Consider the following 24,580-nt stretch of genomic DNA (forward strand, 5'->3'; position numbering starts at 1 on the left):
GGTGGCGGCCTCGGACGGCACGGCGGCACCGGCCGCCGTGCCCGCGCAGCCGGCGCGGTCCGGGCGGGGCGGGGACCGGCGGCGGGGGCGGCCCGGGGGCACCGGGCGCACCCCGCGGTCCCGGCAGGCCCGGCGCCGGCGCCTGGTCGCGGCGGCGTTCCTCCTGCCGTCGCTGGTGCTGCTCGGCGCGCTCGTCGTGCAGCCCATCGGCTACTCGGTGTGGCGCAGCCTCTTCGACCGCTCGGGGGAGGTGTTCGTCGGCGGCGACAACTACGCGGAGCTCCTGCGGGACGACGCCGTCCGCACGGCCGTGGAGAACACGGCGGTGTGGGTGGTGTTCGCGCCGGCCGTGGCGACGGCGCTCGGCCTGGTCTTCGCGGTCCTGACGGAGCGGGTCCGCTGGGGCACCGCGTTCAAGCTGCTGGTCTTCATGCCGATGGCGATCTCGATGCTGGCCGCCGGGATCATCTTCCGGCTGGTCTACGACCACGACCCCGACCGGGGCGTCGCGAACGCGGTGTGGGTCGGGGTGCACGACACGTTCGCCCCGGCCTCTGCGTTCCCGCGGGCCCGCCCCGGCCGCGACTCGCCGCTGGTCCCGGAGGGGGGCGCGGCCGCGGGCGGCTTCGCCACGCGGGAGCCGGTACGGGCGGGCACGCCGGTGCTGCTCCCGCTGGTCGGGGTCGCCCCGGACGCCCTGCCCGAGGGGACCCGCCCGGCCCGTCCGGCGCCGGCCGAGCCCGGGAAGGTGACCGGGACGGCCTGGCAGGACTTCACGCGGGGCGGCGGCGGCCGGCCGAACGCCGTCGACGCCGCCGAGTCGGGCTTCGCCGGGATGCGCGTGGAGGCGGTCCGCGACGGGCGGGTGGTCGACTCGGCGACGACCCGCGCGGACGGCACGTTCACCCTGTCGGCGAAGGCGGACGGGGCGCTGCTGCGGCTGCCCGCCTCGAACTTCCGCGAGGCGTACGCGGGGGTGGAGTGGCTGGGCCCGGCGCTGGTCACGCCGGCGGTCATCGGGGCGTACGTGTGGATGTGGGCCGGGTTCGCGATGGTGCTGATCGCGGCGGGGCTGGCGGCCGTGCCGCGGGAGCTGCTGGAGGCGGCCCGGGTGGACGGGGCGGGCGAGTGGCAGGTGTTCCGCCGGATCACGGTGCCGCTGCTGGCGCCGGTCCTGGTGGTCGTCCTCGTCACCCTCGTCATCAACGTGATGAAGATCTTCGACCTGGTCTTCGTGATCGCCCCGGGCTCGGTCCAGGACGACGCGAACGTGCTGGCGCTCCAGCTGTACCGCACGTCCTTCGGCACGGACGCGGACGCGGGCCTCGGCAGTGCCATCGCGGTGCTGCTGCTGGTGCTTGTGGTGCCCGTGATGCTCTACAACATCCGCCGGATGCGCCGGGAGGCCCGCCGATGAGCTTCGTGCACGCTGCGGCGTCCAAGGCGGCCGGCGGGGCGGTGCGCGTCTTCCTGGTCCTCGCCGGCCTGTTCTGGTTGCTGCCGACGATCGGCCTGCTGGTGTCCTCGTTCCTGGACGCCGGCGAGCTCGACCGGGGCGGCTGGTGGCGGGGGCTGACCGCCCCGGCCCGCCTGACCACCGCGAACTACGAGCGGCTCCTCGCGGACGGGGCGATCACCGGCTCGCTGCTGAGCACCGTCGCGATCGCGGTCCCGGCGACCCTGCTGGTCCTCGTGCTGGGCTCCTGCGCCGGGTACGCGTTCGCCTGGCTGGAGTTCCCGGGCCGGGACGCGCTGTTCCTCGCCGTCGTCGCCCTGCTGGTGGTGCCGGTGCAGGTGGCCCTGATCCCGGTCTCCGAACTCTTCGGCGCCATCGGTCTGTTCGAGACCACCGCCGGGGTGGTGCTGTTCCACACCGCCTTCGGGCTGCCGTTCGCCGTGTTCCTGCTGCGGAACTTCTTCGCGCAGATCCCGCGGGAGCTGCTGGAGGCGGCCCGGCTCGACGGGGCGGGCGAACTGCGGCTGTTCGCGCAGGTGGTGCTGCCGCTGGGCGGCCCGGCGATCGCCTCGCTCGGCATCTTCCAGTTCCTGTGGGTGTGGAACGACATGCTGGTCGCGCTGGTCTTCGCGGACTCCGCGAACCCGCCGATCACGGTCGCCCTCCAGCAGCAGGTCCGCCAGTTCGGCAACAACATCGACGTGCTCGCCCCGGGGGCGTTCCTGTCGATGGCCGTCCCGCTGGCGGTGTTCTTCGCGTTCCAGCGCCAGTTCACGACGGGGGTGATGGCCGGCGCCGTGAAGTGACGCAATCACCCGCTCGGTGTACACCCCGTATCCTGCTCCCGCGGCGGGTTCCGGGCCACACGCCCGCGCCGACCCCTGGATGCCGTGCCCGGGTCGTCAGACGTGCCCCCCGCTTGCCGGACGGGGGTTCCGGCCGGGGCCGTCCGGCCTTTCCGGGCGGGCGGCGGGCCGGCGGCGCCGTCGCCGGGCCCGTGGCGCCGGCGGCTGCTGCTCAGCCGGCCACGGGGGCCGCTTTCAGGCCCGCCACCACCTGGCGGGCCAGCACGTCGAGTTCGGGGCCGTCGAGCGGCTGCCCGATGACCGTCTGGCGCCAGTAGAGCGGCCCGGCCACCAGGTCCATGGCGGCCGCGGGGTCCACGCCGGCGGGCAGTTCGCCGCGCTCCTGCGCCGCCGCGACGACCGCCTGGGCCATGCGCCGGCGGCCCTCCAGCAGGGCTCCGCGCACGGCGTCCGCGAGCTCCGGGTGGCGCGCCGCCTCCACGAGCAGGTCGGGGATGACGGCCGAGGCCACGGGGTGGCGCAGGAGGTTCGCGAAGACCTCCAAGAGGGCGCGGACGTCCCCGTGGAGGGAGCCGGTGGAGGGCGCGGGCAGGCCGTCCGCCGCGAAGGCGCCGATCAGGTCGAGGACCAGGGGGAGCTTGGACTTCCACCGCCGGTAGACGGCCGTCTTGCCGACACCGGCCCGGCGGGCGACGCCCTCGATGGACATCCGGGCGAACCCGGCGGCGGCGAGCTCGGCGAGCACCGCCTCCCGGATCGCCGCGGTGACGTCCTCGCGCAGGACGGCGGCGCCGGCCGGGGCGCGGCGGGCCGGGGCAGGGGGGGCGGGGTCCGTGGCCATGGACAGAGCATAGCCGCGCCGGCCACCCCTCTCACGTCGCGACGATACGGTTGCGTCCCGATGTCGACGGCCGTAACCTCCCCGTAGCGACGATACGGAACCGTTCCGTCGTCTGTGCCGCGCGGCGCCCCGCGCACGACCCCGCCCGAAGCCCCGCGAAGGACCCCGTCGAAAGCGACCACCCGTGACCCCAGCGACCACCGCCCCGGCCGCCGCCCCCACCCCGGCGGAACGTGCCGCCGCCCACGGCCTCACCCTCAGCGGCGCGCGCCCGCCCCTGCCGCGGTACGTCCGGCTCCTGTGGGAGCGCCGCCACTTCGTCACCGCGTACGGCACCGCCCGGACCCGCGCCACCTACAGCACCGCCCGGCTCGGCGGGCTCTGGCAGCTCGCGACCCCGCTGCTGAACGCCGCCGTCTACTACGCCGTCTTCGGCGTCGTCATGCGCCAGAGCCACGGCGTCCCCGACTACCTGCCGTTCCTGCTGACCGGTGTCTTCGTGTGGGACTTCATCGGCAGCACCGTGAACGCCGGCACCCGCGCCGTCCACGCCAACCTCGGCCTCGTCCGCGCCCTGCACTTCCCCCGCGCGAGCCTGCCCCTGGCCGCGGTCGTCCAGCACTTCCAGCAGCTCCTCGTCAGCTTGGGCGCCCTCCTGGCCCTGCTCACCGCGCTCGGCCGGCCCCCGCGGGCCCGCTGGCTGCTGGCCGTGCCCGCCCTGCTCCTCGCGGCCCTCTTCTGCACCGGCTGCGCCCTGGCCATGGCCCGTATCGGCAGCCGTATCCCCGACACCGCCCAGCTCATGCCGTTCGTACTGCGCACCTGGATGTACGCCTCGGGGGTCATGTGGTCCATCGGCCACGTCGTCGGACAGGGCCACCTGCCGCACTGGGCCGGCGCCGCGCTCGCCGCCAACCCGGCCGCCGTCTACATCGACCTCGTCCGCCACGCCCTCGTCGACGGCTCCGCCGCGCAGCCGCTGCCGCCGCACGCGTGGGCGCTCGCCGCCGCCTGGGCGGTGGCCGCCGCGGCCGGCGGGTTCGTCTGGTTCTGGCGCGCGGAGGAGGAGTACGGCCGTGGCTGACATCCCCGCCCGGGCACGCGGCGACGCCCGTGTCCCCACCGTCATCGCCGACGGCGTCCACGTCGTCCACACCGTCCGCACCGGCGCCCGCCGGGGCGGCGCGGCCGCCGCCCTGAGCCGCCTCCTCCGGGGCGGCGGACCGGCACCCGGCGCGCACCGGGTGCACGCCGTCAAGGGCGTCACCTTCACCGCGTACCGGGGGGAGGCGATCGGGCTGATCGGCTCCAACGGCTCGGGCAAGTCCACCCTGCTGCGGGCGGTCGCCGGCCTCCAGCCCCTCACCCGGGGCACCGTCCACGCCCTGGGCCGGCCCTCCCTGCTCGGCGTCAACGCCGCCCTGATGAACGACCTGACCGGCGAGCGGAACGTCGTCCTCGGCGGCCTCGCCATGGGCATGTCCCGGGAGGAGGTCCGCCGCCGCTACCAGGACATCGTCGACTTCTCCGGCATCGACGAGCGGGGCGACTTCACCTCCCTGCCGATGCGGACCTACTCCTCCGGCATGGCCGCCCGGCTGCGCTTCTCCATCGCCGCCGCCGTGGACCACGAGGTGCTGATGATCGACGAGGCGCTCGCCACCGGCGACGCCGCCTTCCAGCGCCGCAGCCAGGCCCGCATCGAGGAGCTGCGCGAGCGGGCCGGGACGGTCTTCCTCGTCAGCCACGCGATCGGCACCGTCCGCGACACCTGCGACCGGGCGCTCTGGCTGGAGGCGGGCACCCTGCGCATGGACGGCCCCGCCGCCGAGGTCTGCGAGGCGTACGAGCGCTCCGTCCGCGGCGGCTGAAACGCCGCGCGGCACGAAACGGGGCCGGGCCCGGAACCCCCTGCGGGGTCCGGGCCCGGCCCTTCGGCTTCGGCGGCGCGGTTACGCGTGCGCCCGCAGCAGCGAGCGCATCGTCCGCATCGCCACGGACAGGTTGGCCAGGTCGAAGTCGTCCGAGCCGCGGATCTCGTCCAGGGTCGTCCGCGCACGGCTGATGATCGCCGCGTTGGTCTCCTCCCACGCCTTGAAGCGCTCCTCGGGCGTGGCGTCCCCGTCGCCCGCGGCCAGCACGTCGGCGGTCAGGGCGGCGTGCGCCGCGAAGAGGTCCTCGCGGATCGAGGCGCGGGCCATCGACTGCCAGCGGTCGCCCCGCGGGAGCTCGATGATCCGGTCCATCAGCTGCGTGATCTCCAGGCGGTCGGCGAGGTCGTAGTAGACCTCGGCGACGCCCAGCGGGTCCACGCCGGTGCGGTCCGAGATGGCGACGATGTCCAGCGTCGGGAAGGCCGAGGAGAAGCCGGCGACCTTCGCCGCCAGCTCCGCCGGCACGCCCTCGCCGGTCAGCTCGTCCATGACCAGCTGGTACCACTCCAGGTCCGCGCCGCGCACCAGCTTCGGCAGCTCGGCCCAGACGCGGGTGACCCGCTCGTGGAACAGCTCGATCGTCTCGGTGATCTGCAGCGGCTGCGGCCGGTTGTTCAGCAGCCAGCGCGTACCGCGCTCGACCAGGCGCCGCGAGTGCAGGCGCACCCGGGTTTGGACGTCCGCCGCGACCACGTTGTCCAGGGCCTCGACCGCGTCCCACACCTCGGCCAGGCCGAAGATCTCGCGGGCCGCGAGCTGCGCCCGCACGATCTCCTCCGTGGAGGCGCCGGTCTCCTCCCGCAGGCGGTGCAGGAAGGTCGAACCGCCGGTGTTGACGGTGTCGTTGACCAGGAGCGTGGTGATGATCTCCCGGCGCAGGGCGTGGGAGGCGATCTGCTCCGGGAACCGGGCGCGCAGCGGGGCCGGGAAGTAGGCGTCCAGCAGGCGGCGCAGGTACGGGTCGTCCGGCAGCTGCGTGTGGATCAGCTCGTCCGCCACCGTGATCTTGGTGTAGGCGAGCAGGACGGCCAGCTCCGGCTGGGTCAGGCCGCTGCCGCTGCCCAGCAGCTCGCGGATCTGCCGGTCGCTCGGCAGGAACTCCAGGTTCCGGTCGAGCTGTCCGGCCTGCTCCAGGCGGCGCATGAAGCGCTGCTGGGCGTGGAGCAGGCTGTGCGCCTGGGCGCTGCCGTTGGCCAGGGCGGTGTTCTGCGCGTAGTTGTTGCGCAGGACCAGCGTGCCGACCTCGTCGGTCATCTCCGCCAGCAGGGCGTTGCGCTGCTTGACGGTCATGTCGCCGTCCGCGACGACCGCGTTGAGCAGGATCTTGATGTTCACCTCGTGGTCGGAGGTGTCGACGCCCGCGCTGTTGTCGATGGCGTCGGTGTTGACCTTGCCGCCCCCGCCGCCGGCGCCGTGGCGGGCGAACTCGATGCGGCCCAGCTGGGTCAGGCCGAGGTTGCCGCCCTCGCCGATGACCTTCGCGCGGACGTCGGCGCCGTTGACGCGGATCGCGTCGTTGGCCTTGTCGCCGACCTCGGCGTGCGTCTCCGAGGTCGCCTTGACGTACGTGCCGATGCCGCCGTTCCACAGCAGGTCGACCGGGGCGTGCAGGACGGCCTGCATCAGCTCGGCCGGGGTCATCTTGGTGACGCCCGCCTCGATGCCGAGGGCCTCGCGCATCTGCGCGTTGACCGGGATGGACTTCGCCGAGCGCGGGTGGACGCCGCCGCCGGGCGACAGCAGCGCGGTGTCGTAGTCGGCCCACGAGGAGCGCGGCAGCTCGAACAGGCGCCGGCGCTCGGCGTAGGAGACCGCCGCGTCCGGGTTCGGGTCGATGAAGATGTGCCGGTGGTCGAACGCGGCGACCAGGCGGATGTGCTCGGAGAGCAGCATGCCGTTGCCGAAGACGTCGCCGGACATGTCGCCGACGCCGACGACGGTGAAGTCCTGCGTCTGGGTGTCGTGGCCCAGCTCGCGGAAGTGCCGCTTGACGGACTCCCACGCGCCGCGGGCGGTGATGCCCATGCCCTTGTGGTCGTAGCCGGCGGAGCCGCCGGAGGCGAAGGCGTCGCCCAGCCAGAAGCCGTACTCCTGCGCGACGCCGTTGGCGATGTCGGAGAAGGTGGCGGTGCCCTTGTCGGCGGCGACGACGAGGTAGGTGTCGTCCTCGTCGTGGCGGACGACGCCCTTCGGCGGGACGACCTCCCCGCCGACCATGTTGTCGGTGATGTCGAGCAGCGCCGAGATGAAGATCTTGTACGCGGCGACGCCCTCGGCGAGCCAGGCGTCGCGGTCCACGGACGGGTCCGGCAGGTTCTTCGCGACGAAGCCGCCCTTGGCGCCGACGGGCACGATGACGGTGTTCTTCACCATCTGCGCCTTGACCAGGCCGAGGATCTCGGTGCGGAAGTCCTCGCGGCGGTCGGACCAGCGCAGACCGCCTCGGGCGACCTTGCCGAAGCGCAGGTGGACGCCCTCGACGCGCGGCGAGTACACCCAGATCTCGAAGGCCGGGCGCGGGGCCGGCAGCTCCGGGATGGCCTGCGGGTCGAACTTCATCGACACGTAGGAGTGCTGCTCGCCGGCCGCGTTGAGCTGGAAGAAGTTCGTCCGCAGCGTCGCCTTGATCAGGGTGAGGAACGAGCGCAGGATGCGGTCCTCGTCGAGCGAGGCGACCTGGTCCAGGGCCCCGTCGAGCTCTTCGAGCATGGCGTCGATGAGCTCGGTGCCGGCGGCCTGGCGGCCGGGCGACATCCGGGCCTCGAACAGCGAGACCAGCAGCCGGGTGGTGTGGACGTTGTTGCGGAGGGTGTCCTCCATGTAGTCCTGGCTGAAGGTGGAGCCGGCCTGGCGCAGGTACTTGGCGTACGCGCGCAGGACGACGGCCTGCCGCCAGGTCAGGCCGGCGCCGAGGACCAGGGTGTTGAAGTTGTCGTTCTCGGCGTCGCCGCGCCAGACCGCCGCGAAGGCGTCCTGGAAGCGCTCGCGGGCGTCGTCGCCGAGGTAGGCGTCGCCGTTGCCGGAGACGGGCATCCGCAGGCCGAAGTCGTAGATCCAGGCGCTGGTGCGGTCGCTGCGGCGCAGCTCGTACGGGCGCTCGTCGGTGACCTCGACGCCCAGGCGCTGGAGGACCGGCAGCACTGCGGACAGCGACACCTGCTCGCCGGCGCGGTAGATCTTGAACCGGCGCTCGCCGGGGCCGGCGCCGACCGGCTCGTACAGGGACAGCGCGAAGTCGCGGTCGCTGGCGTCGAGCCGCTCCAGGTGGACCAGGTCGGAGACGGCCATGCGGGCCGTGTGGTCGGCCTTGTAGCCCTCGGGGAAGGAGCCGCCGTACTTGCGCAGCAGCTCGGCGGCGCGCTCCTCGCCCAGCTCGGCGGTCAGGGCCTCGCCGAAGCCGTCGGCCCAGGAGCGGGCGGCCTCGACCAGGCGGCCCTCCAGGCGCTCCACGTCGGAGTCTGTCAGCGCCGGCAGCTCGGTGCCCTGCGGGACGCGGACGACGAAGTGGATGCGGGAGAGGATCGACTCGGTGTTCCAGGCGGTGAAGTCGACGCTGGTGCCGCCGAGCTCCTCGCGCAGGATGTCCATCAGGCGCAGCCGGACGCCGGTGGTGAAGCGGTCGCGCGGCAGGTAGACGAGGGCCGAGTAGTAGCGGCCGTACTCGTCCTGGCGCAGGTACAGCCGCAGCCGGCGGCGCTCCTGCAGGTAGAGGACCGAGGTGACGATCTCGCGGAGCTTGTCGACCGGGGTCTGGAACAGCTCGTCGCGCGGGTAGGTCTCCAGGATCTGGAGCAGGTCGCGGCCGTCGTGGCTGGACGGGGAGAAGCCGGCGCCCTCCAGCACCTCGGCGACCTTGCGGCGGATGACCGGCACGCGGCGCACGGACTCGGTGTAGGCGGCGGAGGAGAACAGGCCGAGGAAGCGGCGCTCGCCGACGACATTGCCCTCGGCGTCGAACTTCTTGACGCCGACGTAGTCGAGGTACGAGGGGCGGTGCACGGTGGCGCGGCTGTTGGCCTTGGTCAGCACCAGCAGGCGGTGCTCGCGGGCCTTGGCGCGGGCGTCGGCCGGCAGCCGGTTGAAGGACGGCGAGACGGGGTGGGAGTCCTCGCGGGAGTCGTGCCGCGGGTCGGAGCGCAGGATGCCGAGGCCGGTGCCGGGCACGGCGGCGAGGGCGTCGCCGTCGACGAGGTTGTACTCGCGGTAGCCGAGGAAGGTGAAGTGGTCGTCGGCGAGCCAGCGGAGCAGCTCGCGGGCCTCTTCGGGCTCGTACTCGTGGAGGTCGGGGGCGGTCGGCTCGTCGGGCAGGCCGTCGGCGATGCGCAGCGCGGCCTCGCGCATCTTCTCCCAGTCCTCGACGGCCTCGCGGACGTCGGACAGGACGCGCAGCAGGTCGGCGGTGATCTGCTTGAGGTCGGCGCGGTCGGTCTCGCGGTCCATCTCGACGTGGATCCACGACTCGACGAGGGCGTCGTGCGGGCGGGCGGTCTTGGGGCCGTGGGCGTCGCAGTCCGGGCCGAGGATCTCGATGAGCCGGCCGGTGACGTCGCGGCGGACGACGACCTGCGGGTGGATCACGACGTGGATGCCGCGGCCCTGCCGGGAGAGCTCGTTGGTGACGGAGTCGACCAGGAAGGGCATGTCGTCGGTGACGACCTCGACGACGGAGTGGCTGGAGGTCCAGCCGTTCTCCTCGACCGTGGGCGTGTGCACGCGGACGTTCGCGGTGCCCTGCGGCCGGTTCTCGGCGAGCCGGTAGTGCGACAGCGCCGCCCCGAACACGTCGACCGGGTCCCGGTCCACGAGGTCCTCTGGAGCGGTGTGCAGGTAGTAGCGCTGGAGATAGGCGAGGGTGGTGTCCGGGTCGGGCCGCTTGCCCTGCTCGGCCCCAGTCGGAAGTACCCCCCCGGCCGGGCTGTGCTCAGCTACCCGGGCCGCCCGCGCGAGCAGCTCGGCCTTTGCTTCGTCCAGCTTGGTCTGCATGTCCTCTGGCTCCTGTCGCGCGCCATTGCGTGACGTAGGTGAAGGAAGGAATGACGTAGCGCCGCGAAGCGGGTGGTCCGTCCGGAGTCGACGCTATGTCGTCGTGAAAGCCGTCCGGGAGGGATTCGGCCAAGATCGGCACGTCGTCCCGGCGGCAGGGACCAGCGAAGGCCCGGGCACGGTCGTGCGCCGGGCGCAGGCCGGGGGCTTCGGCGCCCCCGATGGATATCGCGCTGATCACGGGTACCAGGCTATCTCGCCGCACCCCCACCGCGTCACGGTCCGGATCTGTACAAAAGCAAGTCGGGAAGTTTGACGATGTGCGCAGTGACGCGGCCCGCGTGCCGTGCCAGTGGCTATTCGGCCAGCTCGCGAGCAGTGCGTACGGCCTCTGCCAGGCTGTCCACGACGGGGACACCGGCTGATTCCAGACTGGAGCGGCTGTGCGAGCCACCCGTGTAGAGGACGGCTCGAGCCCCGATGTGGGCGGCGGCCGAGGCGTCGTCGACCGCGTCTCCGATCAGGACCGTGTGCTCGGGCGCGACGCCGCGGGCGGCGAGGGCCTCCATGTGGCGCACGAGGTGGCCGGCCTTGGAGGTGTGGGAGGGCCCGGTGCGGCCGTCGACGCGCAGGAAGTGCCGCTCGATGCCGTACCGGCGCACCAGGGGCACGAGGCGGTCGTGGGGCGCGAGGGACAGCAGGGACTGGGTGAGCCCGTCGGCCTCCCACTCCGCCAGCAGGCCTCGGGCCCCGTCGGTGAGCCCGGCGTCCGCGGCGGCGGCCCAGTAGTGGCGGTGGAAGGCCTCGTCCATGACGGCCCACTCGGCGTCGGTGGGCAGCCGGCCCATGAGGCGCTCGTAGAACTTCGGCACCGGTACGACGTACAGGTCCCGGTAGCGCTCCAGGGTGATCGGCGCGAAGCCGAGCTCGGCGAAGGAGGCGTTCGTCGCGGCGATCACGGCGTGGATGTCGTGCAGGAGCGTGCCGTTCCAGTCCCAGACGATGTGGCGGCGCGCGGACGCCGGACCGCCGGTCATGCCAGCAGTCCCGGGATCTCCTGCACCCCGAACCACAGCAGCTCGTGGTCCTCGGCGCCGTCGAGGGCGGGGCGGGCGGCGTCGTCGCCCGCGTCGGCGGCGCCGACGGCCTCGGCGGCGGCCGCCACGTCGGCGACGGCGTCGTCGGCGTCGACGTGCACGGCGGCGGCAGCGGCGAGCCGCACCGGCCCGGCGAGGGCGACCTGGCCGAGCGCGGGGCCGTCGGAGCCGGGGACGGGCGCGACCGCCCGCTCGGCGACGTCGAAGGCGACGACGACGCGCTTGCGGGGGGCTCCGGCATCCTCGGCGAGCAGCCGCAGCGAGGCCTCGGCGGCCCGGCCGAGGGCCGCGTACTCCAGCTCTTCGAGGTCGTCCGACACGTACCACTCGCGCAGCCCGGGCGTGACCGCGTACGCGCGCAGCGGGTCGCCGCCCAGCTCACCCGCCTGGTGCACCTCGGCGAGCCCGGGGAGGGTCAGGGGGACGTACACGCGCATGGCCGGCCGCTTTCGATAGTCGGAAACCCACCCAGGATACGGCCGCCACACCCCGGCCGTCCGCCCCCCGGGCTCCGCCCCGAGCGGAGAAGCCGCCTGCACCGGGAGACGCCGCGCAACCCGTGGAGGGCCGCAGCGGCGGCCGCCCCGGGCGGAGCCGCAGGCTCCCGGACGGGGGAGGCGGCTGCACGGGGTGACGGCCCGCCCCCCATCCAGGGCCGCGGCAGCACCTGCCCCGGAGGGCGGCCCCAGGCAGAGCCGCAAACTCCCGGACAGGGGGAGCCGACCGCACGGGAGACGCCCCCTCTCCCCGTCAAGGGCCGCGGTCGCACCCCGCCGACGGGGTCGGCCACAGGCCGAGCCGCACCCTCCCGGACGGGGCGAGCCGACCACACCGAAAACGCCGCGCCTCCCCCACCAAGGGCCGCGGCGGCAGCTGCCCCCGGGCCCGGCCTCGGGCGGAGCCGCAGGTTCCCGGACGGGGGAGGCGGCTGCACGGGGTGACGGCCGGTGTCCCCCATCGGGCGCCGCGGTCGCGCCCCGCCCACGGGGACGGCCGGACGGGCGGCCTGCGCGGGTTTGACGGGCGGGGGCCCTTCTTGGCGGGCCGGAGTCGGCCCCGCCCGCGCAGGGCAGGTCGGGCGGGGGCGAAGGTCCGCGCCGCCCCGGGCCGGGAACAGGCCCGGCGGAGCCGCCCGCCGACCCCGACGCCGGCCGGGCGGGGCGGGGCGGGCGGCCGGGCCCCTCCGACCGCCGCGCCTGACGCGGCGGGTGTGCCGGGCGGCCACCCGGATAGGTGAACCTGCCGGGTGCCCGCCCGGCGTGCCGCCGGGCGTTGCAGAGCGTGGTCGGGCGGCCGTAGAAGATCACCCGTCAAGTTACCGCCCGGTACCCGCCGGGCCCGGCAGACGGGGACCACCATGACCGCACGGACCGCACACACCACCAGGCCGCCCGCCCGCCGCGACCGGCGCGGCCCCGGCCCCGCCCGCCCCGCGCGGCCCGTCCGGCCCCGCGGCCCGCACGACTGGTTCGCGGAGCAGCTGCTCGCCGTCGTCACCGGCCAGCGCCCCGTCCACTCGCTGCTCGGCCTGACCGTCGGACCGGCCTACGACCAGCTCGTGAGCCTCGCCCCCAGCGGCCCGCTGCGCCGCCGCTTACGCCCCGTCCTGCGCCACTGCGGCCGCTTCCACCCCGGGCCCGGCGTCATCGAGGCCTTCGCCCGCATCGCCACCGGAGAGCGGGTCTCCGCGATGGCGTTCCGCCTGGAGCAGGGCGCCGACCTGCGCTGGCGGTGCGCCGCGGTGGAGATCCGCGGCCCGCGCCCGTGACCCGCCGGCCCCGCCGGCCCGCCCTGCATCACCACCGGCGAGCGGGTCTCCGCGACGGCGGATCCGCGGCCCGCGCCCGTGAACCGGGCCCGGAACGCCGCCGGGGCCGGACCCCGCGCGTACGCGGTGTCCGGCCCCGGCGGGAGCGCCCGTGCCGGGCAGCTCCCCTACTTCTTGCGGCGGCGGCCGCCGGCCGCCTTCTGCGCCTTGCGGCGCTCGGCGCGCGTCAGACCGTCGCCCGGCTGGCCGTCGGAGTCGAAGTCGCCCTCGACCACACCGCCCTCGCCGTCCACCGTCGGCGCCGAGAAGTGGAGGCGGTCCGGCCGCTGCGGGGCGTCCAGGCCCTTCGCGCGGATCTCCGGGCGGGCCCCCGCCGGCTCCTTGGCCAGGGACGGCGCCGCGTCCTGCACCGGCACCTCCTCGACCTGCTGCTCGACCTGGACCTCCAGGTTGAACAGGTAGCCGACGGACTCCTCCTTGATGCCCTCCATCATGGCGTTGAACATGTCGAAGCCCTCGCGCTGGTACTCGACCAGCGGGTCCTTCTGCGCCATGGCCCGCAGGCCGATGCCCTCCTGCAGGTAGTCCATCTCGTAGAGGTGCTCGCGCCACTTGCGGTCCAGCACCGACAGCACCACGCGCCGCTCCAGCTCGCGCATGATGTCCGAGCCGAGCGCCTTCTCACGGGCCGCGTACTGCTCGTGGATGTCGTCCTTGACGGACTCGGCGATGAACTCGGCGGTGATGCCCGCCCGGTCGCCCGCCGCGTCCTCCAGCTCCTCGATCGTGACCTTGATCGGGTAGAGCTGCTTGAACGCGCCCCACAGCCGGTCCAGGTCCCACTCCTCGGCGAAGCCCTCGACCGTCTCGGCCGCGATGTACGCGTCGATCGTGTCGTCCATGAAGAAGCGCACCTGCTCGTGCAGGTCCTCGCCCTCCAGGACGCGGCGGCGCTCGCCGTAGATGACCTCGCGCTGGCTGTTGAGGACCTCGTCGTACTTCAGGACGTTCTTGCGGGTCTCGAAGTTCTGCGTCTCGACCTGCGACTGCGCCGAGGCGATGGCGCGCGTCACCATCTTGTTCTCGATCGGCACGTCGTCCGGCACGTTCGCCATCGACATGACGCGCTCCACCATCTGCGCCTTGAACAGGCGCATCAGGTCGTCGCCCAGCGACAGGTAGAAGCGGGACTCGCCCGGGTCGCCCTGACGGCCGGAGCGGCCGCGCAGCTGGTTGTCGATGCGGCGCGACTCGTGCCGCTCGGTGCCCAGCACGTACAGCCCGCCGAGCGCCTTGACCTCCTCGAACTCGGCCTTGACGGCCTCCTCGGCGCGCTGGAGGGCGGCGGGCAGCGCGGCCGCCCACTCCTCGATGTGCTCCTCGGGGTCGAGGCCGTGCTGGCGCAGCTCGGCCTCGGCGAGGTCGTCCGGGTTGCCGCCGAGCTTGATGTCGGTACCGCGGCCGGCCATGTTCGTGGCGACGGTGACGGCGCCGCGGCGGCCCGCCTGGGCGACGATCGCGGCCTCGCGCTCGTGCTGCTTGGCGTTGAGGACCTCGTGCGGGATGCCCCGCTTGGACAGCTGCCGCGAGAGGTACTCGGACTTCTCGACGGAGGTCGTGCCGACGAGGATCGGCTGGCCCTTCTCGTGCTTCTCCGCGATGTCGTCGACGACGGCGGCGAACTTCGCGACCTCGGTCCGGTAGATCAGGTCGGGCTGGTCGACGCGCTGCATCGGCCGGTTCGTCGGGATCGGGACGACGCCCAGCTTGTAGATCTGGTGGAACTCGGCGGCCTCGGTCATGGCCGTACCGGTCATGCCCGACAGCTTCGAGTACAGGCGGAAGAAGTTCTGGAGGGTGATCGTGGCGAGCGTCTGGTTCTCGTCCTTGATGTCCACCCCCTCCTTCGCCTCGATCGCCTGGTGCATGCCCTCGTTGTAGCGGCGGCCGGCGAGGATGCGGCCGGTGTGCTCGTCGACGATCATGACCTCGCCGTCGATGACGACGTAGTCCTTGTCCTTCTTGAACAGTTCCTTCGCCTTGATGGCGTTGTTCAGGTAGCCGACGAGCGGGGTGTTCACCGACTCGTAGAGGTTGTCGATGCCGAGCCAGTCCTCGACCTTGGCCACACCGGCCTCGTGGATGCCGACGGTCCGCTTCTTCTCGTCGACCTCGTAGTCGCCGGTCTCCTCGATGCCCTTCAGCGGCTGGCCGGGCTCGCCCTTGGTCAGGCGGGTGACCAGCTTGGCGAAGTCCCCGTACCACTTGGTGGCCTGGTCGGCCGGGCCGGAGATGATCAGCGGGGTGCGGGCCTCGTCGACGAGGATCGAGTCGACCTCGTCGACCACGGCGAAGTTGTGGCCGCGCTGCACCAGCTCGTCCTTCGACCACGCCATGTTGTCGCGCAGGTAGTCGAAGCCGAACTCGTTGTTCGTGCCGTAGGTGATGTCGCAGTTGTACTGCTCGCGGCGCTGCGCCGGCGACATGTTCGCCAGGATGCAGCCGACGCTCAGGCCGAGGAACTTGTGGACGCGGCCCATCATCTCGGAGTCGCGCTCGGCCAGGTAGTCGTTCACCGTGATCAGGTGGACGCCCTTGCCGGACAGTGCGTTCAGGTACGCGGGCAGGGTGCCGACGAGGGTCTTGCCCTCACCGGTCTTCATCTCCGCCACGTAGCCGAGGTGCAGCGCCGCACCGCCCATGAGCTGGACGTCGTAGTGCCGCTGGCCCAGGACGCGCTTCGCGGCCTCGCGGACCGTGGCGAAGGCCTCCGGGAGGAGGTCGTCGAGGCTCTCGCCGTCCTGGTAGCGCTGCTTGTACTCGTCCGTGAGCGCCCGCAACTCGGCGTCGGAGAGGTTGACGAAGTCCTCTTCGATGGAGTTGACCTGGTCCGCGATGCGGTGCAGTTTGCGCAGGATCTTGCCTTCGCCTGCACGCATGAGCTTGTTGAAGACGGACACCGAGGTTTGTCTCCTTGCCGGTCGGGCCTGGCACTGGTTCGTACGCGGGCACGGAGGGTGGGCCCCACCGCACCGGCCATCGTAAGCGAGGACCCGGTCGCGTCGGGAGGTCCGCCGTGGCCGCGGGGCTGCAAGCGCCCGGAATGAGAACGTACGGGGGAGCCGGAAGGTGCCGCCGGACGGCAAAACTGTTCGCCACGGACCGGCGGCGCCAGCAGAATTCCGTCATGGAACCCACCACCCTGACCACGGCACGGCTGGTCCTGCGCCCCTGGGAGCCCGAGGACGCCGAGGCCGTACACCGCGCCTGCCAGGACCCCGGCATCCAGCGCTGGACCTCCGTCCCCGCCCCGTACGAGGCGGACCACGCCCGCGCCTGGACCCGCGAGGTCGCGCCGGCCGGCTGGCGCGAGGACACCGAGTACTCCTTCGGGATCCGCCTCGCCGGCCCCGGCACCCTCGTCGGCGCGGTCGGACTCCACGTGCGCGGCCCCGCCGCCTACGAGGTGGGCTACTGGACGGCCGCCGAGCACCGCGGCCGCGGGTACGCCGCCGAGGCCGTCGGCGCGGTCGCCCGCTGGGCGTTCACCGCACTCGGCGCCGGCCGGGTCGAGTGGCGGGCCGAGGTCGGCAACGCCGGCTCCCGGGCCGTCGCGGAGAAGGCCGGATTCCGCGTCGAGGGCGTCCTGCGGGCCGCCCTGCCGGTCCGCGGCACCTGGCGCGACTGCTGGGTGGGCGGCCTCCTCCCCGCCGACCTCGGCATGGAATCCGCGCTTCCGTACCTCCCGGCGCCGGGGCAGGGACCCGCTGTCAGTGCCGCGCCCTAGGCTGCGGCCATGACCACCCCCGCCGCAGCCGCCGTGTCCCTCTCCGCCGACGAAGCCCGCAGGATCGCCCTGCGCGCCCAGGGGTTCCTCGGGGCCCCCGACCGTCGGGCCGGGGTGCGGGGCGTGCTGCGCCACCTCGGCGCCGTGCAGCTCGACACGATCTCCGTACTGGCCCGCTCGCACGAGCTCGTCCCGTACGCGCGCCTCGGCGCGGTCGGCCGCGGGGCAGTCGAGGCGGCGTACTGGTCGGAGGGCCACGCCTTCGAGTACTGGTCGCACGCGGCCTGCGTCCTGCCCATGGAGGAGTGGCCCCACTTCGCCTTCCGGCGCCGCGCCAACCGGGCCCGCGGCCACCGCTGGCACATCCTCGCGGACCAGGACCGCTCCACCCGGGCCGTACTGGACCGGCTGCGGGCCGAAGGGCCGCTGACCTCGACGGGGCTGGGCGGCGCCAAGAACGGCGGCGAGTGGTTCCAGTGGTCCGAGACGAAGATCGCGGTGGAGTGGCTGCTCGACATCGGCGAGGTCGTCTGCACCGAGCGCCGCAGCTGGAAGCGCGTGTACGACCTGGCCGAGCGGGCAGTGCCGGACGCCCTGTTCCACGACGGGCTCGACGACCGGGAGTGCCTGCGCCGCCTGGTCGCGCTGGCCGGGCGGAGCCTGGGCGTCGGCACCCGCGCCGACATCGCCGACTACCACCGCCTCAAGGGCGAGCAGGTCGACGCGGTGATCGCGGACTCGGGCCTGGTCCCCGTGGAGGTCGAGGGCTGGGGCAGGCCGGCCTGGGCGGACCCGGCCGCCCTGGCCACCGTCCCGCGCGGCCGCCACCGCACCACCCTGCTGTCCCCGTTCGACTCCCTGGTGTGGGACCGGGCGCGCACCGAGCGGGTCTTCGGCTTCACGCACCGGCTGGAGGCCTACGTGCCCAAGGCGCAGCGGATACACGGCTACTTCGCGATGCCGCTGCTGGCGGGCGGGCGGCTGCGCGGCCGGGTCGACCCGGCCCGCGAGGGCACCACGCTGGTGGCCCGGCAGCTGTCGCTTGCCTCCCCCGGGGACGCCCGGCACATGGCGGCGGCGCTGCGCGAGGCGGCCGAGTGGGTCGGCTGCGACGCCGTCCGCGTCGAGCGCGCGGCCACCCCGCAGGAGGCGGCGGCCGTCACGGCGGAGCTGGCCGCGCTCTGACCGGCGCGCGCGGGCGGCCCCGAGCTCCGGGGCCGCGCCCCGCCCTGCCCTGCGCTGCCGGCCCGCCGCTCCGTCAGCGGATCTCCAGGATCTTCTCGCGCATCGCGTAGACGACCGCTTCCATCCGGGAGTGCAGCTGGAGCTTCTCCAGGATGTTGCGGACGTGGTTCTTCACCGTGTTCTCGGAGATGAACAACTCCTTCGCGATGTCCCGGTTGTTCATCCCCGTCGCGACCAGCTTGAGGACCTCCAGCTCGCGGTCGGTGAGCCGGGGCGCCGGCACCAGCCGGCGCTCATCGGTCCGCTGGATCATCGACTTGAACTCGGTCAGCAGCTTCGACGCCATCGACGGGCTGATCTGCGACTGCCCGTCCGCCACGGCGCGGATCGCCGTGGCGACCTCGTCCGTGGAGATCTCCTTCAGCAGGTAGCCCGTCGCCCCCGCCTTGATCGCCTCGTAGAGGTCGGCCTCCTCGTCGCTGATCGTCAGCATGATGATCTTCGCGGAGGGGGCCACCTCCTTGATCGAGGTGCACGCCTCGATCCCGCCGCGGCGCGGCATCCGCACGTCCATCAGCACGATGTCCGGCAGCAGGTCCGCCGCCTTGTCCACCGCCTCCGCGCCGTCCCCGGCCTCGCCGACGACCTGGATGTCCTCCTCCTGCGCGAGGACGATCTCCAGCCCGCGCCGGAACAGGGCGTGGTCGTCGACGACGAGCACCCGGATCGGCTCACCGCCGTCTTCGCCGCGCACCGGCCCGAAACCGTCCGCCATCGTTCCTCCCCCTGCACGTACCGAGCTGCCGGCCAACGCCGCGGGCGCACCCGCCGGTTGACTGCCCGCCATGATTCCATGCCCGCGGCCCCCGGCGGGGGCGCCCGGACGGCGACCGGCGCATACCGGTCATCCGCCGCCGGGCCGCCCGGTCACAGCGGTGCCCCCGCCGGGCGCCGAGGCGTCCGGCGGGGGCACCGCACGGAAATACCGGTGCGGCCTCAGCCGCCCAGCGCGCCGCCCGCGCCCCCCGCACCGGCCTCGCCGTTGCTGGAGGCCTGGTCGGAGTTGAGGTGGATCACGCCGTAGTCGTAGCCGTGGCGCCGGTAGACGACGCTCGGCATCTTGGTGTCGGAGTCGACGAACAGGTAGAAGTCGTGGCCGACCAGCTCCATCTCGTACAGGGCCTGGTCGAGCGACATGGGTGAAGCCGAGTGCGTCTTCTCGCGGACGATGAGCGGGCCTTCGCCCTGTACCTCCAGCGATCCGATGCGGGTGGTCGGGATCGCGTCCGCCTCGTCGGCGGAGACCGGCTGGCCGCTCCCGTTCAGGGTCGCGGCGTCCGGCACCGCGTCGGCGACTTCGGCCGCGGAGAGGCGGCCGGCGCCGCGGCGGCTGTGCCGCTTGTCGTGCTGCCTGCGCAGCCGGGACTCGAGCTTCTCGTGTGCGAGGTCGAGCGCCGCGTACGGGTCGGCCGCGGCGGCTTCCGCACGGATCACCGGTCCGCGCGAGCGCAGCGTGATCTCCACACGGTCGGAACGGTCGGCCTGGCGCGGGTTGTGCTCCTTGGACACCTCGACATCCAGGCTGATGACCTTGCCGTCATACTTCTGGATCTTGTCCACGTTGAGCTTCTCCGCAACGTGCTTGCGGAACCGCTCGGGCACCTCGGTCTTGCGGCCCTTGACGACGATGTCCACGCAGAACTCCGTTCCCGGATAGCTCCGCCTCGGGGCGAAGCGTCTCCCTTTCGCACCAGGCTCCGGTGAACACCGGAGCCTCGGACTTGGCGACTTTCACCTCCTCCTCCCCCATCGGCAAGATCTACACCCCACCGACTTCGGAGTCGAGAGACAGCCTCTGACACGAAGATTTCAAGACCTGCGAAACGTGCGAACCGGTGCGAATCCCAGGGTCGCCAGTTCCTTACAACCGAACATATCTCTCCATGACGGTTGTCGGCACCCGCTACCGGAACGTACCTCCGTTCAGGAGCTTTCTCCCTCTCATTACCTGCAACGATGCGCCTTCCCCTGCAGTTCCAAATCTATTCACGGCAGGGTTGGTCTGTCCGTGTAAACGGCCGGATTCGTACGAACGCCCCATGCGGAGCCGCCACCACGGCCGCCCCCTGCGCCTCGCCCAGGCCCGCCTCCGCGACGGCCCGCGCCGCCTCGGCGAGCGTCGCCCCCGTCGTCGCCACGTCGTCGACCAGCACGATCCGCGCCCCCGCCGCCAGGCGCCCCGCGCCCCGGCACACTCCGAGCGCCCCGGCCAGGTTGGCCCGCCGCTCCCGGGCGCCCAACCCGGCCTGGTCGGCCACCGGCCGCACCTGCCGCAGCATGGGAGCCACCCGCGCGGCCACCCCGGCCCGCCGCAGCCGCCCCGCAGCGGCCAGTGCGACGCGCCGCACCGGATCGTGCCCGCGCGCCCGCACCTGCGCCCGCGCCGACGGTACGGGCACCAGCGCCACCCCGGGTGCCGCCCCGGCCGCCGCCCGCGGCAGGGCCGCGCGGACCGCCCCGGCCAGAGCCCCGCCGAGCGGCCCGGCCAGCGGCAGCGCCCCGCGCTCCTTGTGCGCGAGCAGCACGGCCCGTACGGCACCCCCGTACGCGGCGGCCGCGTACACCGCGGGCAGCCCGGGCGGGCAGCCCGCCGGGACGACCCGGCCCGCCGGACCCGCGGCGAGCGCCCTCGCGCAGGCGGCGCACAGCACCTCCCGCGCCGCCCCGCAGCCGGCGCAGCAGGACGGCAGGACCAGGCCCGACAGCTCCCGCCACCACGCGCGCATGACTCCACGGTGCCGGGCCGCACACCGCCCCGCCAGCCCTGTGGACAACGGGACGGGCAGCCGCCCGACCCGTCAGCCCGGGTACACCGGGGCCCGGCCGAGCGCGACCGTGCGCCACTGCGCGCCCGGCGGCAGCCACACGATGCCGTCGTCCTCCGACCAGGCCACGACCGGCTTCTTGTCGTCGTCCGCGGCGGCCACCGCGATCAGCCCGGTCGCCCCGGGCAGGCTCGCCGCGACCATCGAGCCGTCGGCCAGCATGGAGCGGGCCTGCACCACGCCGCCCTTCTCGCGGCCCACCACGAGCAGCCGCCCGCGCGGCGCCCAGCTGAGCGCGGTCACGTCGGCCATCTGCGGGGCCGCCGGGCGCAGCTCCCGCACCGTCACCGGCGGCGCGGCCGCCACCGCGGACTTGCCGCCCTCGGGCCGCTCGATGCGCCCGATGTAGAGGCTCTTGAGGTTGCCCTTCTGCACCAGCAGCGCGAGGCGCACGCCGTCGGGGGCGGCCTTCACCGCGGTGATCCGGCCGTCGAGCCCGGCCACCTCGACCTTCTGCGCGACGGAGGTCCCCGCCGGCACCCGGTACAGGGCCGACGCCTGCGGGTCCTGGTCGGCGACCCACACGTCGCCGGCCGCGTCGAAGCTGGGCGTGCTCAGCCCGTTCGGCTTGGCGCCCTTGGCGGTGAGCACCGGCGCCGGCATCGGCCCGGCGGTCGTCAGGTTGACCAGGTACATGCCGCGGCCGTCCTCGGAGACGGCGGCCGCGCGCTTCTCGTCGTACGCCACCGCGGCCGAGGCGGCCTTGAAGGCGGGGCTGCCCGACAGCGGGCCCGGCACGGGCTCGGCCCGGTACTGCTGGTCCTCGCTGTTGACGTCGAGCTTCATCCGCACGAAGCGGCCCTCGGCGTCGACGTAGTACTGGTAGTCGGGGCTCGGCACGCGGTGCGCGATGGCCGAGGCGCCCGCGTCCGTCACCGAGCACAGCAGGGAGCGGTCGGAGCGCAGCAGCTCCACCCGCTCCAGGCGGGACGCCGTCAGGTCCTTGACGGTGAAGAGCAGTTGGGTGGCCATCTTCTGGCACTGCGGCTGCGCGACGTCGTCCACCTTGCGGTTCAGCGGCACGCGCAGGGTGTTCTGCCCGTCGGTGGCCAGGGACTTGGTGCCCTCGCGCAGCTCCGTGCCCGTCGGGAAGCTCGAAGTGACCACCGGGCCGAGCCACTTGGACGGCCCGGCCAGCAGCGACTGCACCGTCTGCGTCGTGGGGTCCATGCGCGAGTCCGGGTCGCTGCGCTGGCGTACGTACACGGGGTCGGCGACGAGCGTCCCGCCGGCGAAGTAGTACTTGTTGACCGGCATGTAGATGCGCTGGAAGTCGGACTCGCTGAGGACGAGGCTGGTCGGCGGGGTCTGGATCCGCCACTGCTTGTTCTCCTGCACGAGCTGCAGGGTCTCCTCGTAGCGGCTGTCCCCGGGGGCCGGCTGGTACGCGCTGCGCTCGTCCACGGTCGCGAGGCGCTTGCCGGACATCTTGAAGCGGGGCCCGAGGCCGTCCTTCTCGCCGGGGAGGGAGAAGCGGTCGATGCCCGCGGACAGCACGGTGACGGCCGTGCCGGGCTTCCAGTTCCGCGCCGCGTCCTCGGTGAGGTACTTGCGGGCGGTCTGCAGCTGCGGGTCGTCGCTGGTCATGGCCTCCAGGAAGCCGTCGACGATCTCGGTCGGGCCCGCCTTGTCGGAGGGCGGCACGCCGAACACCCGCACCTGCGAGTCCACGCCCTGCGAGGCCTGCACCTCCCGGATGTCGCCGCTGACCGGCATGGACGCGCAGCCGGCCAGCAGCAGCACGCCCGCGCCGAGCGCGCAGGCGCGCGCGACCGCCGGCCGGCGCCCGGTGCGGGCTCCGACGCCGCCCGCGGGCGGCCCGGGCTCGGCTCGTACGGGCTCGGCGCCCACCGGCTCAGCGTCCACCTGCTCCATCCTCCTGTGCTGCGTGGTCGGCGGGGCGGGCCACCACGCGGGCGCCGCTGCCGGGCAGGGCCGTCGGGTCGGCCGGCACCGGCACGGCCCCGCCGACCGGCGGCCGGGGCGGTATCGCCGAGCGGTCGGTGCGCGCGGGGGCCTGCGCCTGCGGCCCCTTCGGCCGGTCGGCGGCGCCGGCCGCGGCGCGGGCGCGGTTGGCCCGCGAGTCCTCGGGCTCCAGCGGGATCGGGGAGCCGCGCAGCGGCTCGTCGGCGGTCCGCGGCAGCGTCAGCCGGAACTGGGAGCCGCCGCCGGGCTCGCCCCAGGCCTGGAGCCAGCCGCCGTGCAGGCGGGCGTCCTCGACGGCGATGGACAGGCCGAGGCCGGTGCCGCCGGTGGTGCGGGCGCGGGCCGGGTCGGCCCGCCAGAAGCGGTTGAAGACGCGGGTGGCCTCGCCGGGCTTGAGGCCGACACCGTAGTCGCGTACGGCGATGGCGACGGCGCCGCCCGCGGAGGCGAGGCGCACCACCACGTCGCGGCCCTCGCCGTGCTCGACGGCGTTGACGACGAGGTTGCGCAGGACGCGCTCCACGCGCCGGGCGTCGGCCTCGGCGATGACCGGCTGGGTGTCGCCCAGCACCCGGATGCGGGTGCCCTTGTGCTCGGCGAGCGGCTCGGCGCCCTCGACGACCCGGTGGACGACGTCGCGCAGGTCGATCGGCTCGGCCTCCAGCGCGGCGGCGCCCGCGTCGAAGCGGCTGATCTCCAGGAGGTCCGCGAGCAGCGACTCGAAGCGGTCGAGCTGCCCGGCGAGGAGTTCCGCGGAGCGGGCGGTGACCGGGTCGAAGTCCACGCGGGCGTCGTGGATGACGTCGGCGGCCATCCGTACGGTGGTCAGCGGCGTGCGCAGCTCGTGCGAGACGTCGGAGACGAACCGGCGCTGCATCCGCGACAGGTCCTCCAGTTGCTGGATCTTGCCCTGGAGGTTCTGCGCCATCTTGTTGAAGGCCTCGCCGAGGCGGGCGATGTCGTCCTCGCCGGTGACCTTCATCCGCTCCTGCAGCCGCCCGGCCGACAGCCGCTCGGCGATGCCTGCGGCCATGCGCACCGGGGTGACGATCTGCCGCACCACGACCCAGGCGATGGCGCCGAGCAGCACGACGACGAACAGGCCTGCGGTGGCGATGGTCGACTTGACCAGGTTCAGCGACTCCTCCTCCTGCGTCAGCGGGAAGAGGTAGTACAGGTCGTAGGGGTCGCCGTTGATGTCGGTGAGCCGCTTGCCGACGACCAGCGCGGGCTCGGGGTCCTTGTCCCCGGCGCCGGCCGTGTACTTGATCTGCGAGAACGTCTTGAACGTGCCGGTGGCGTGGTTCACGGCGTGCCGCAGCCCCGCCGGGACGCTCGCGGTCGGGTCGACGTTGCCGGAGGCGCGGGCGCCCTTGACGCCCGAAGCGCCGGGCCCGCCGGCTCCGGTGACGCCGCCCGCGGCCGGGCCGCCGGGGGCGCCCGAGCCGGTGCCCACGCCGAGCGCGACCACCTCGAAGGCGGTCTGCCCGCCGCTCGCGAGCTGCTTGACCAGCGAGTTCATCCATGTGCTGGCGTCCCGGCCGACCTTGTTGTCGGTGGCGTCGGGGCCGTCGACCGTCGCCGGCGTGTTCGCCTTCTCCTGCGCGACGGCGAAGCCGCCCGCGGCCTGGCTCTGCGCCGCCTCCTCCTTCGCGTCGAGGAGGCCCGTGCTGACCTGCGCGATGACGACGAAACCGAGCGCGAGCACCACGGTCAGCGACATCAGCATGGTCGCCGCGACGACCCGCAGCTGGATGTTGCGCCGCCACAGCCGGACAGCCGGAAGCAGCGGCCGCCGTACGAGACGTACGAGCAGCCGCAGCACGGGGCCGCCGGGCGCTCCGTCCTGGAGCAGCCGGCCGCCCCGCAGGGCCCCCCAGCGGGAGCCGCCCCGCGGCCTGCCGGACATCAC

Annotated in this window: 17 protein-coding genes; 7 read left to right on the plus strand and 10 right to left on the minus strand. The window is 73.8% G+C overall.

What is annotated here, in order from left to right; genetic code table 11:
- Position 1: 1 nt before the first annotated feature.
- Both IE170_RS30110 and IE170_RS30115 read left to right on the plus strand, forming a co-directional pair.
- Positions 2–1,417, plus strand: coding sequence for a carbohydrate ABC transporter permease (locus IE170_RS30110; RefSeq protein ID WP_373299076.1), 1,416 nt, complete (start codon positions 2–4; stop codon positions 1,415–1,417).
- Positions 1,414–2,262, plus strand: a complete 849-nt coding sequence (locus IE170_RS30115) for a carbohydrate ABC transporter permease (protein ID WP_189812642.1) — start codon at positions 1,414–1,416, stop codon at positions 2,260–2,262. The genes IE170_RS30110 and IE170_RS30115 overlap by 4 nt, the downstream gene beginning before the upstream one ends.
- A 211-nt stretch (positions 2,263–2,473) precedes the next feature.
- Here the strand turns inward: IE170_RS30115 and IE170_RS30120 are convergent, their stop codons facing one another.
- Complete coding sequence (locus IE170_RS30120; RefSeq protein ID WP_189812643.1) at positions 2,474–3,103, minus strand: TetR/AcrR family transcriptional regulator; 630 nt, start codon at positions 3,101–3,103, stop codon at positions 2,474–2,476.
- A 184-nt stretch (positions 3,104–3,287) separates the two neighbouring features.
- Between IE170_RS30120 and IE170_RS30125 the strand changes: the two genes are divergently transcribed.
- Entirely contained in the window at positions 3,288–4,187 is a 900-nt protein-coding gene (locus tag IE170_RS30125) for an ABC transporter permease (RefSeq protein ID WP_189812644.1), read from the plus strand.
- Positions 4,180–4,974 carry an ABC transporter ATP-binding protein gene (locus IE170_RS30130; RefSeq protein WP_229885291.1) on the plus strand — a complete coding sequence of 265 codons (795 nt, stop codon included), beginning with the start codon at positions 4,180–4,182 and terminating at the stop codon, positions 4,972–4,974. Before IE170_RS30125 ends, IE170_RS30130 begins: the two co-directional genes overlap by 8 nt.
- 81 nt (positions 4,975–5,055) lie before the next feature.
- Here the strand turns inward: IE170_RS30130 and IE170_RS30135 are convergent, their stop codons facing one another.
- The 3 genes from IE170_RS30135 to IE170_RS30145 all read right to left on the minus strand — a co-directional run bounded on the left by IE170_RS30135 (position 5,056) and on the right by IE170_RS30145 (position 11,554).
- Complete coding sequence (locus IE170_RS30135) at positions 5,056–10,020, minus strand: NAD-glutamate dehydrogenase (RefSeq protein ID WP_189812645.1); 4,965 nt, start codon at positions 10,018–10,020, stop codon at positions 5,056–5,058.
- A 356-nt stretch (positions 10,021–10,376) separates the two neighbouring features.
- Entirely contained in the window at positions 10,377–11,057 is a 681-nt protein-coding gene (locus tag IE170_RS30140) for an HAD family hydrolase (protein WP_189812646.1), read from the minus strand.
- The gene (locus IE170_RS30145; RefSeq protein WP_189812647.1) at positions 11,054–11,554 is read right to left on the minus strand and encodes a DUF6912 family protein; all 501 of its coding nucleotides are present in this window, start codon (positions 11,552–11,554) and stop codon (positions 11,054–11,056) included. The genes IE170_RS30140 and IE170_RS30145 overlap by 4 nt, the downstream gene beginning before the upstream one ends.
- 920 nt (positions 11,555–12,474) lie before the next feature.
- Between IE170_RS30145 and IE170_RS30150 the strand changes: the two genes are divergently transcribed.
- Entirely contained in the window at positions 12,475–12,885 is a 411-nt protein-coding gene (locus IE170_RS30150; protein WP_189812648.1) for an Rv3235 family protein, read from the plus strand.
- Positions 12,886–13,052: 167 nt separating this feature from the next.
- Here the strand turns inward: IE170_RS30150 and secA are convergent, their stop codons facing one another.
- Complete coding sequence (secA, locus tag IE170_RS30155) at positions 13,053–15,845, minus strand: preprotein translocase subunit SecA (RefSeq protein ID WP_189812649.1); 2,793 nt, start codon at positions 15,843–15,845, stop codon at positions 13,053–13,055.
- A 227-nt stretch (positions 15,846–16,072) separates the two neighbouring features.
- Here secA and IE170_RS30160 point away from each other — a divergent pair, with 227 nt between their 5' ends.
- Both IE170_RS30160 and IE170_RS30165 read left to right on the plus strand, forming a co-directional pair.
- Entirely contained in the window at positions 16,073–16,672 is a 600-nt protein-coding gene (locus tag IE170_RS30160; RefSeq protein ID WP_189812650.1) for a GNAT family N-acetyltransferase, read from the plus strand.
- 9 nt (positions 16,673–16,681) lie between these two features.
- A complete protein-coding gene (locus IE170_RS30165) occupies positions 16,682–17,857 on the plus strand; it encodes a winged helix-turn-helix domain-containing protein (RefSeq protein WP_189812651.1) in 1,176 nt (391 codons plus the stop codon).
- 73 nt (positions 17,858–17,930) lie between these two features.
- Here the strand turns inward: IE170_RS30165 and IE170_RS30170 are convergent, their stop codons facing one another.
- From IE170_RS30170 to mtrB, 5 genes are all read right to left on the minus strand, one after another.
- Positions 17,931–18,632: a response regulator gene (locus tag IE170_RS30170; protein ID WP_189812652.1), complete on the minus strand. Its 702-nt coding sequence runs from the start codon at positions 18,630–18,632 to the stop codon at positions 17,931–17,933.
- 221 nt (positions 18,633–18,853) lie between these two features.
- Complete coding sequence (gene hpf / locus IE170_RS30175) at positions 18,854–19,552, minus strand: ribosome hibernation-promoting factor, HPF/YfiA family (protein ID WP_114057764.1); 699 nt, start codon at positions 19,550–19,552, stop codon at positions 18,854–18,856.
- A 347-nt stretch (positions 19,553–19,899) separates the two neighbouring features.
- Positions 19,900–20,643 carry a ComF family protein gene (locus IE170_RS30180; protein ID WP_189812653.1) on the minus strand — a complete coding sequence of 248 codons (744 nt, stop codon included), beginning with the start codon at positions 20,641–20,643 and terminating at the stop codon, positions 19,900–19,902.
- A 72-nt stretch (positions 20,644–20,715) separates the two neighbouring features.
- On the minus strand, positions 20,716–22,608 hold the full coding sequence (locus IE170_RS30185; RefSeq protein ID WP_308428441.1) for an LpqB family beta-propeller domain-containing protein: 1,893 nt from the start codon (positions 22,606–22,608) through the stop codon (positions 20,716–20,718).
- Positions 22,598–24,577, minus strand: a complete 1,980-nt coding sequence (mtrB, locus tag IE170_RS30190; RefSeq protein ID WP_189812655.1) for an MtrAB system histidine kinase MtrB — start codon at positions 24,575–24,577, stop codon at positions 22,598–22,600. The genes IE170_RS30185 and mtrB overlap by 11 nt, the downstream gene beginning before the upstream one ends.
- Positions 24,578–24,580: the final 3 nt, after the last annotated feature.

The organism is Streptomyces toxytricini, from assembly GCF_014649915.1.
GTDB lineage: Bacteria > Actinomycetota > Actinomycetes > Streptomycetales > Streptomycetaceae > Streptomyces > Streptomyces toxytricini.

Excerpts from the sequence above, each read along its gene's own strand:
- IE170_RS30170 (WP_189812652.1), bottom strand. The coding sequence starts at position 18,632 with ATGGCGGACGGTTTCGGGCCGGTGCGCGGCGAAGACGGCGGTGAGCCG.
- IE170_RS30165 (WP_189812651.1), top strand. The coding sequence starts at position 16,682 with ATGACCACCCCCGCCGCAGCCGCCGTGTCCCTCTCCGCCGACGAAGCC.
- IE170_RS30180 (WP_189812653.1), bottom strand. The coding sequence starts at position 20,643 with ATGCGCGCGTGGTGGCGGGAGCTGTCGGGCCTGGTCCTGCCGTCCTGC.
- IE170_RS30135 (WP_189812645.1), bottom strand. The coding sequence starts at position 10,020 with ATGCAGACCAAGCTGGACGAAGCAAAGGCCGAGCTGCTCGCGCGGGCG.
- IE170_RS30150 (WP_189812648.1), top strand. The coding sequence starts at position 12,475 with ATGACCGCACGGACCGCACACACCACCAGGCCGCCCGCCCGCCGCGAC.
- mtrB (WP_189812655.1), bottom strand. The coding sequence starts at position 24,577 with ATGTCCGGCAGGCCGCGGGGCGGCTCCCGCTGGGGGGCCCTGCGGGGC.
- IE170_RS30115 (WP_189812642.1), top strand. The coding sequence starts at position 1,414 with ATGAGCTTCGTGCACGCTGCGGCGTCCAAGGCGGCCGGCGGGGCGGTG.
- IE170_RS30140 (WP_189812646.1), bottom strand. The coding sequence starts at position 11,057 with ATGACCGGCGGTCCGGCGTCCGCGCGCCGCCACATCGTCTGGGACTGG.
- IE170_RS30120 (WP_189812643.1), bottom strand. The coding sequence starts at position 3,103 with ATGGCCACGGACCCCGCCCCCCCTGCCCCGGCCCGCCGCGCCCCGGCC.
- IE170_RS30145 (WP_189812647.1), bottom strand. The coding sequence starts at position 11,554 with ATGCGCGTGTACGTCCCCCTGACCCTCCCCGGGCTCGCCGAGGTGCAC.
- IE170_RS30160 (WP_189812650.1), top strand. The coding sequence starts at position 16,073 with ATGGAACCCACCACCCTGACCACGGCACGGCTGGTCCTGCGCCCCTGG.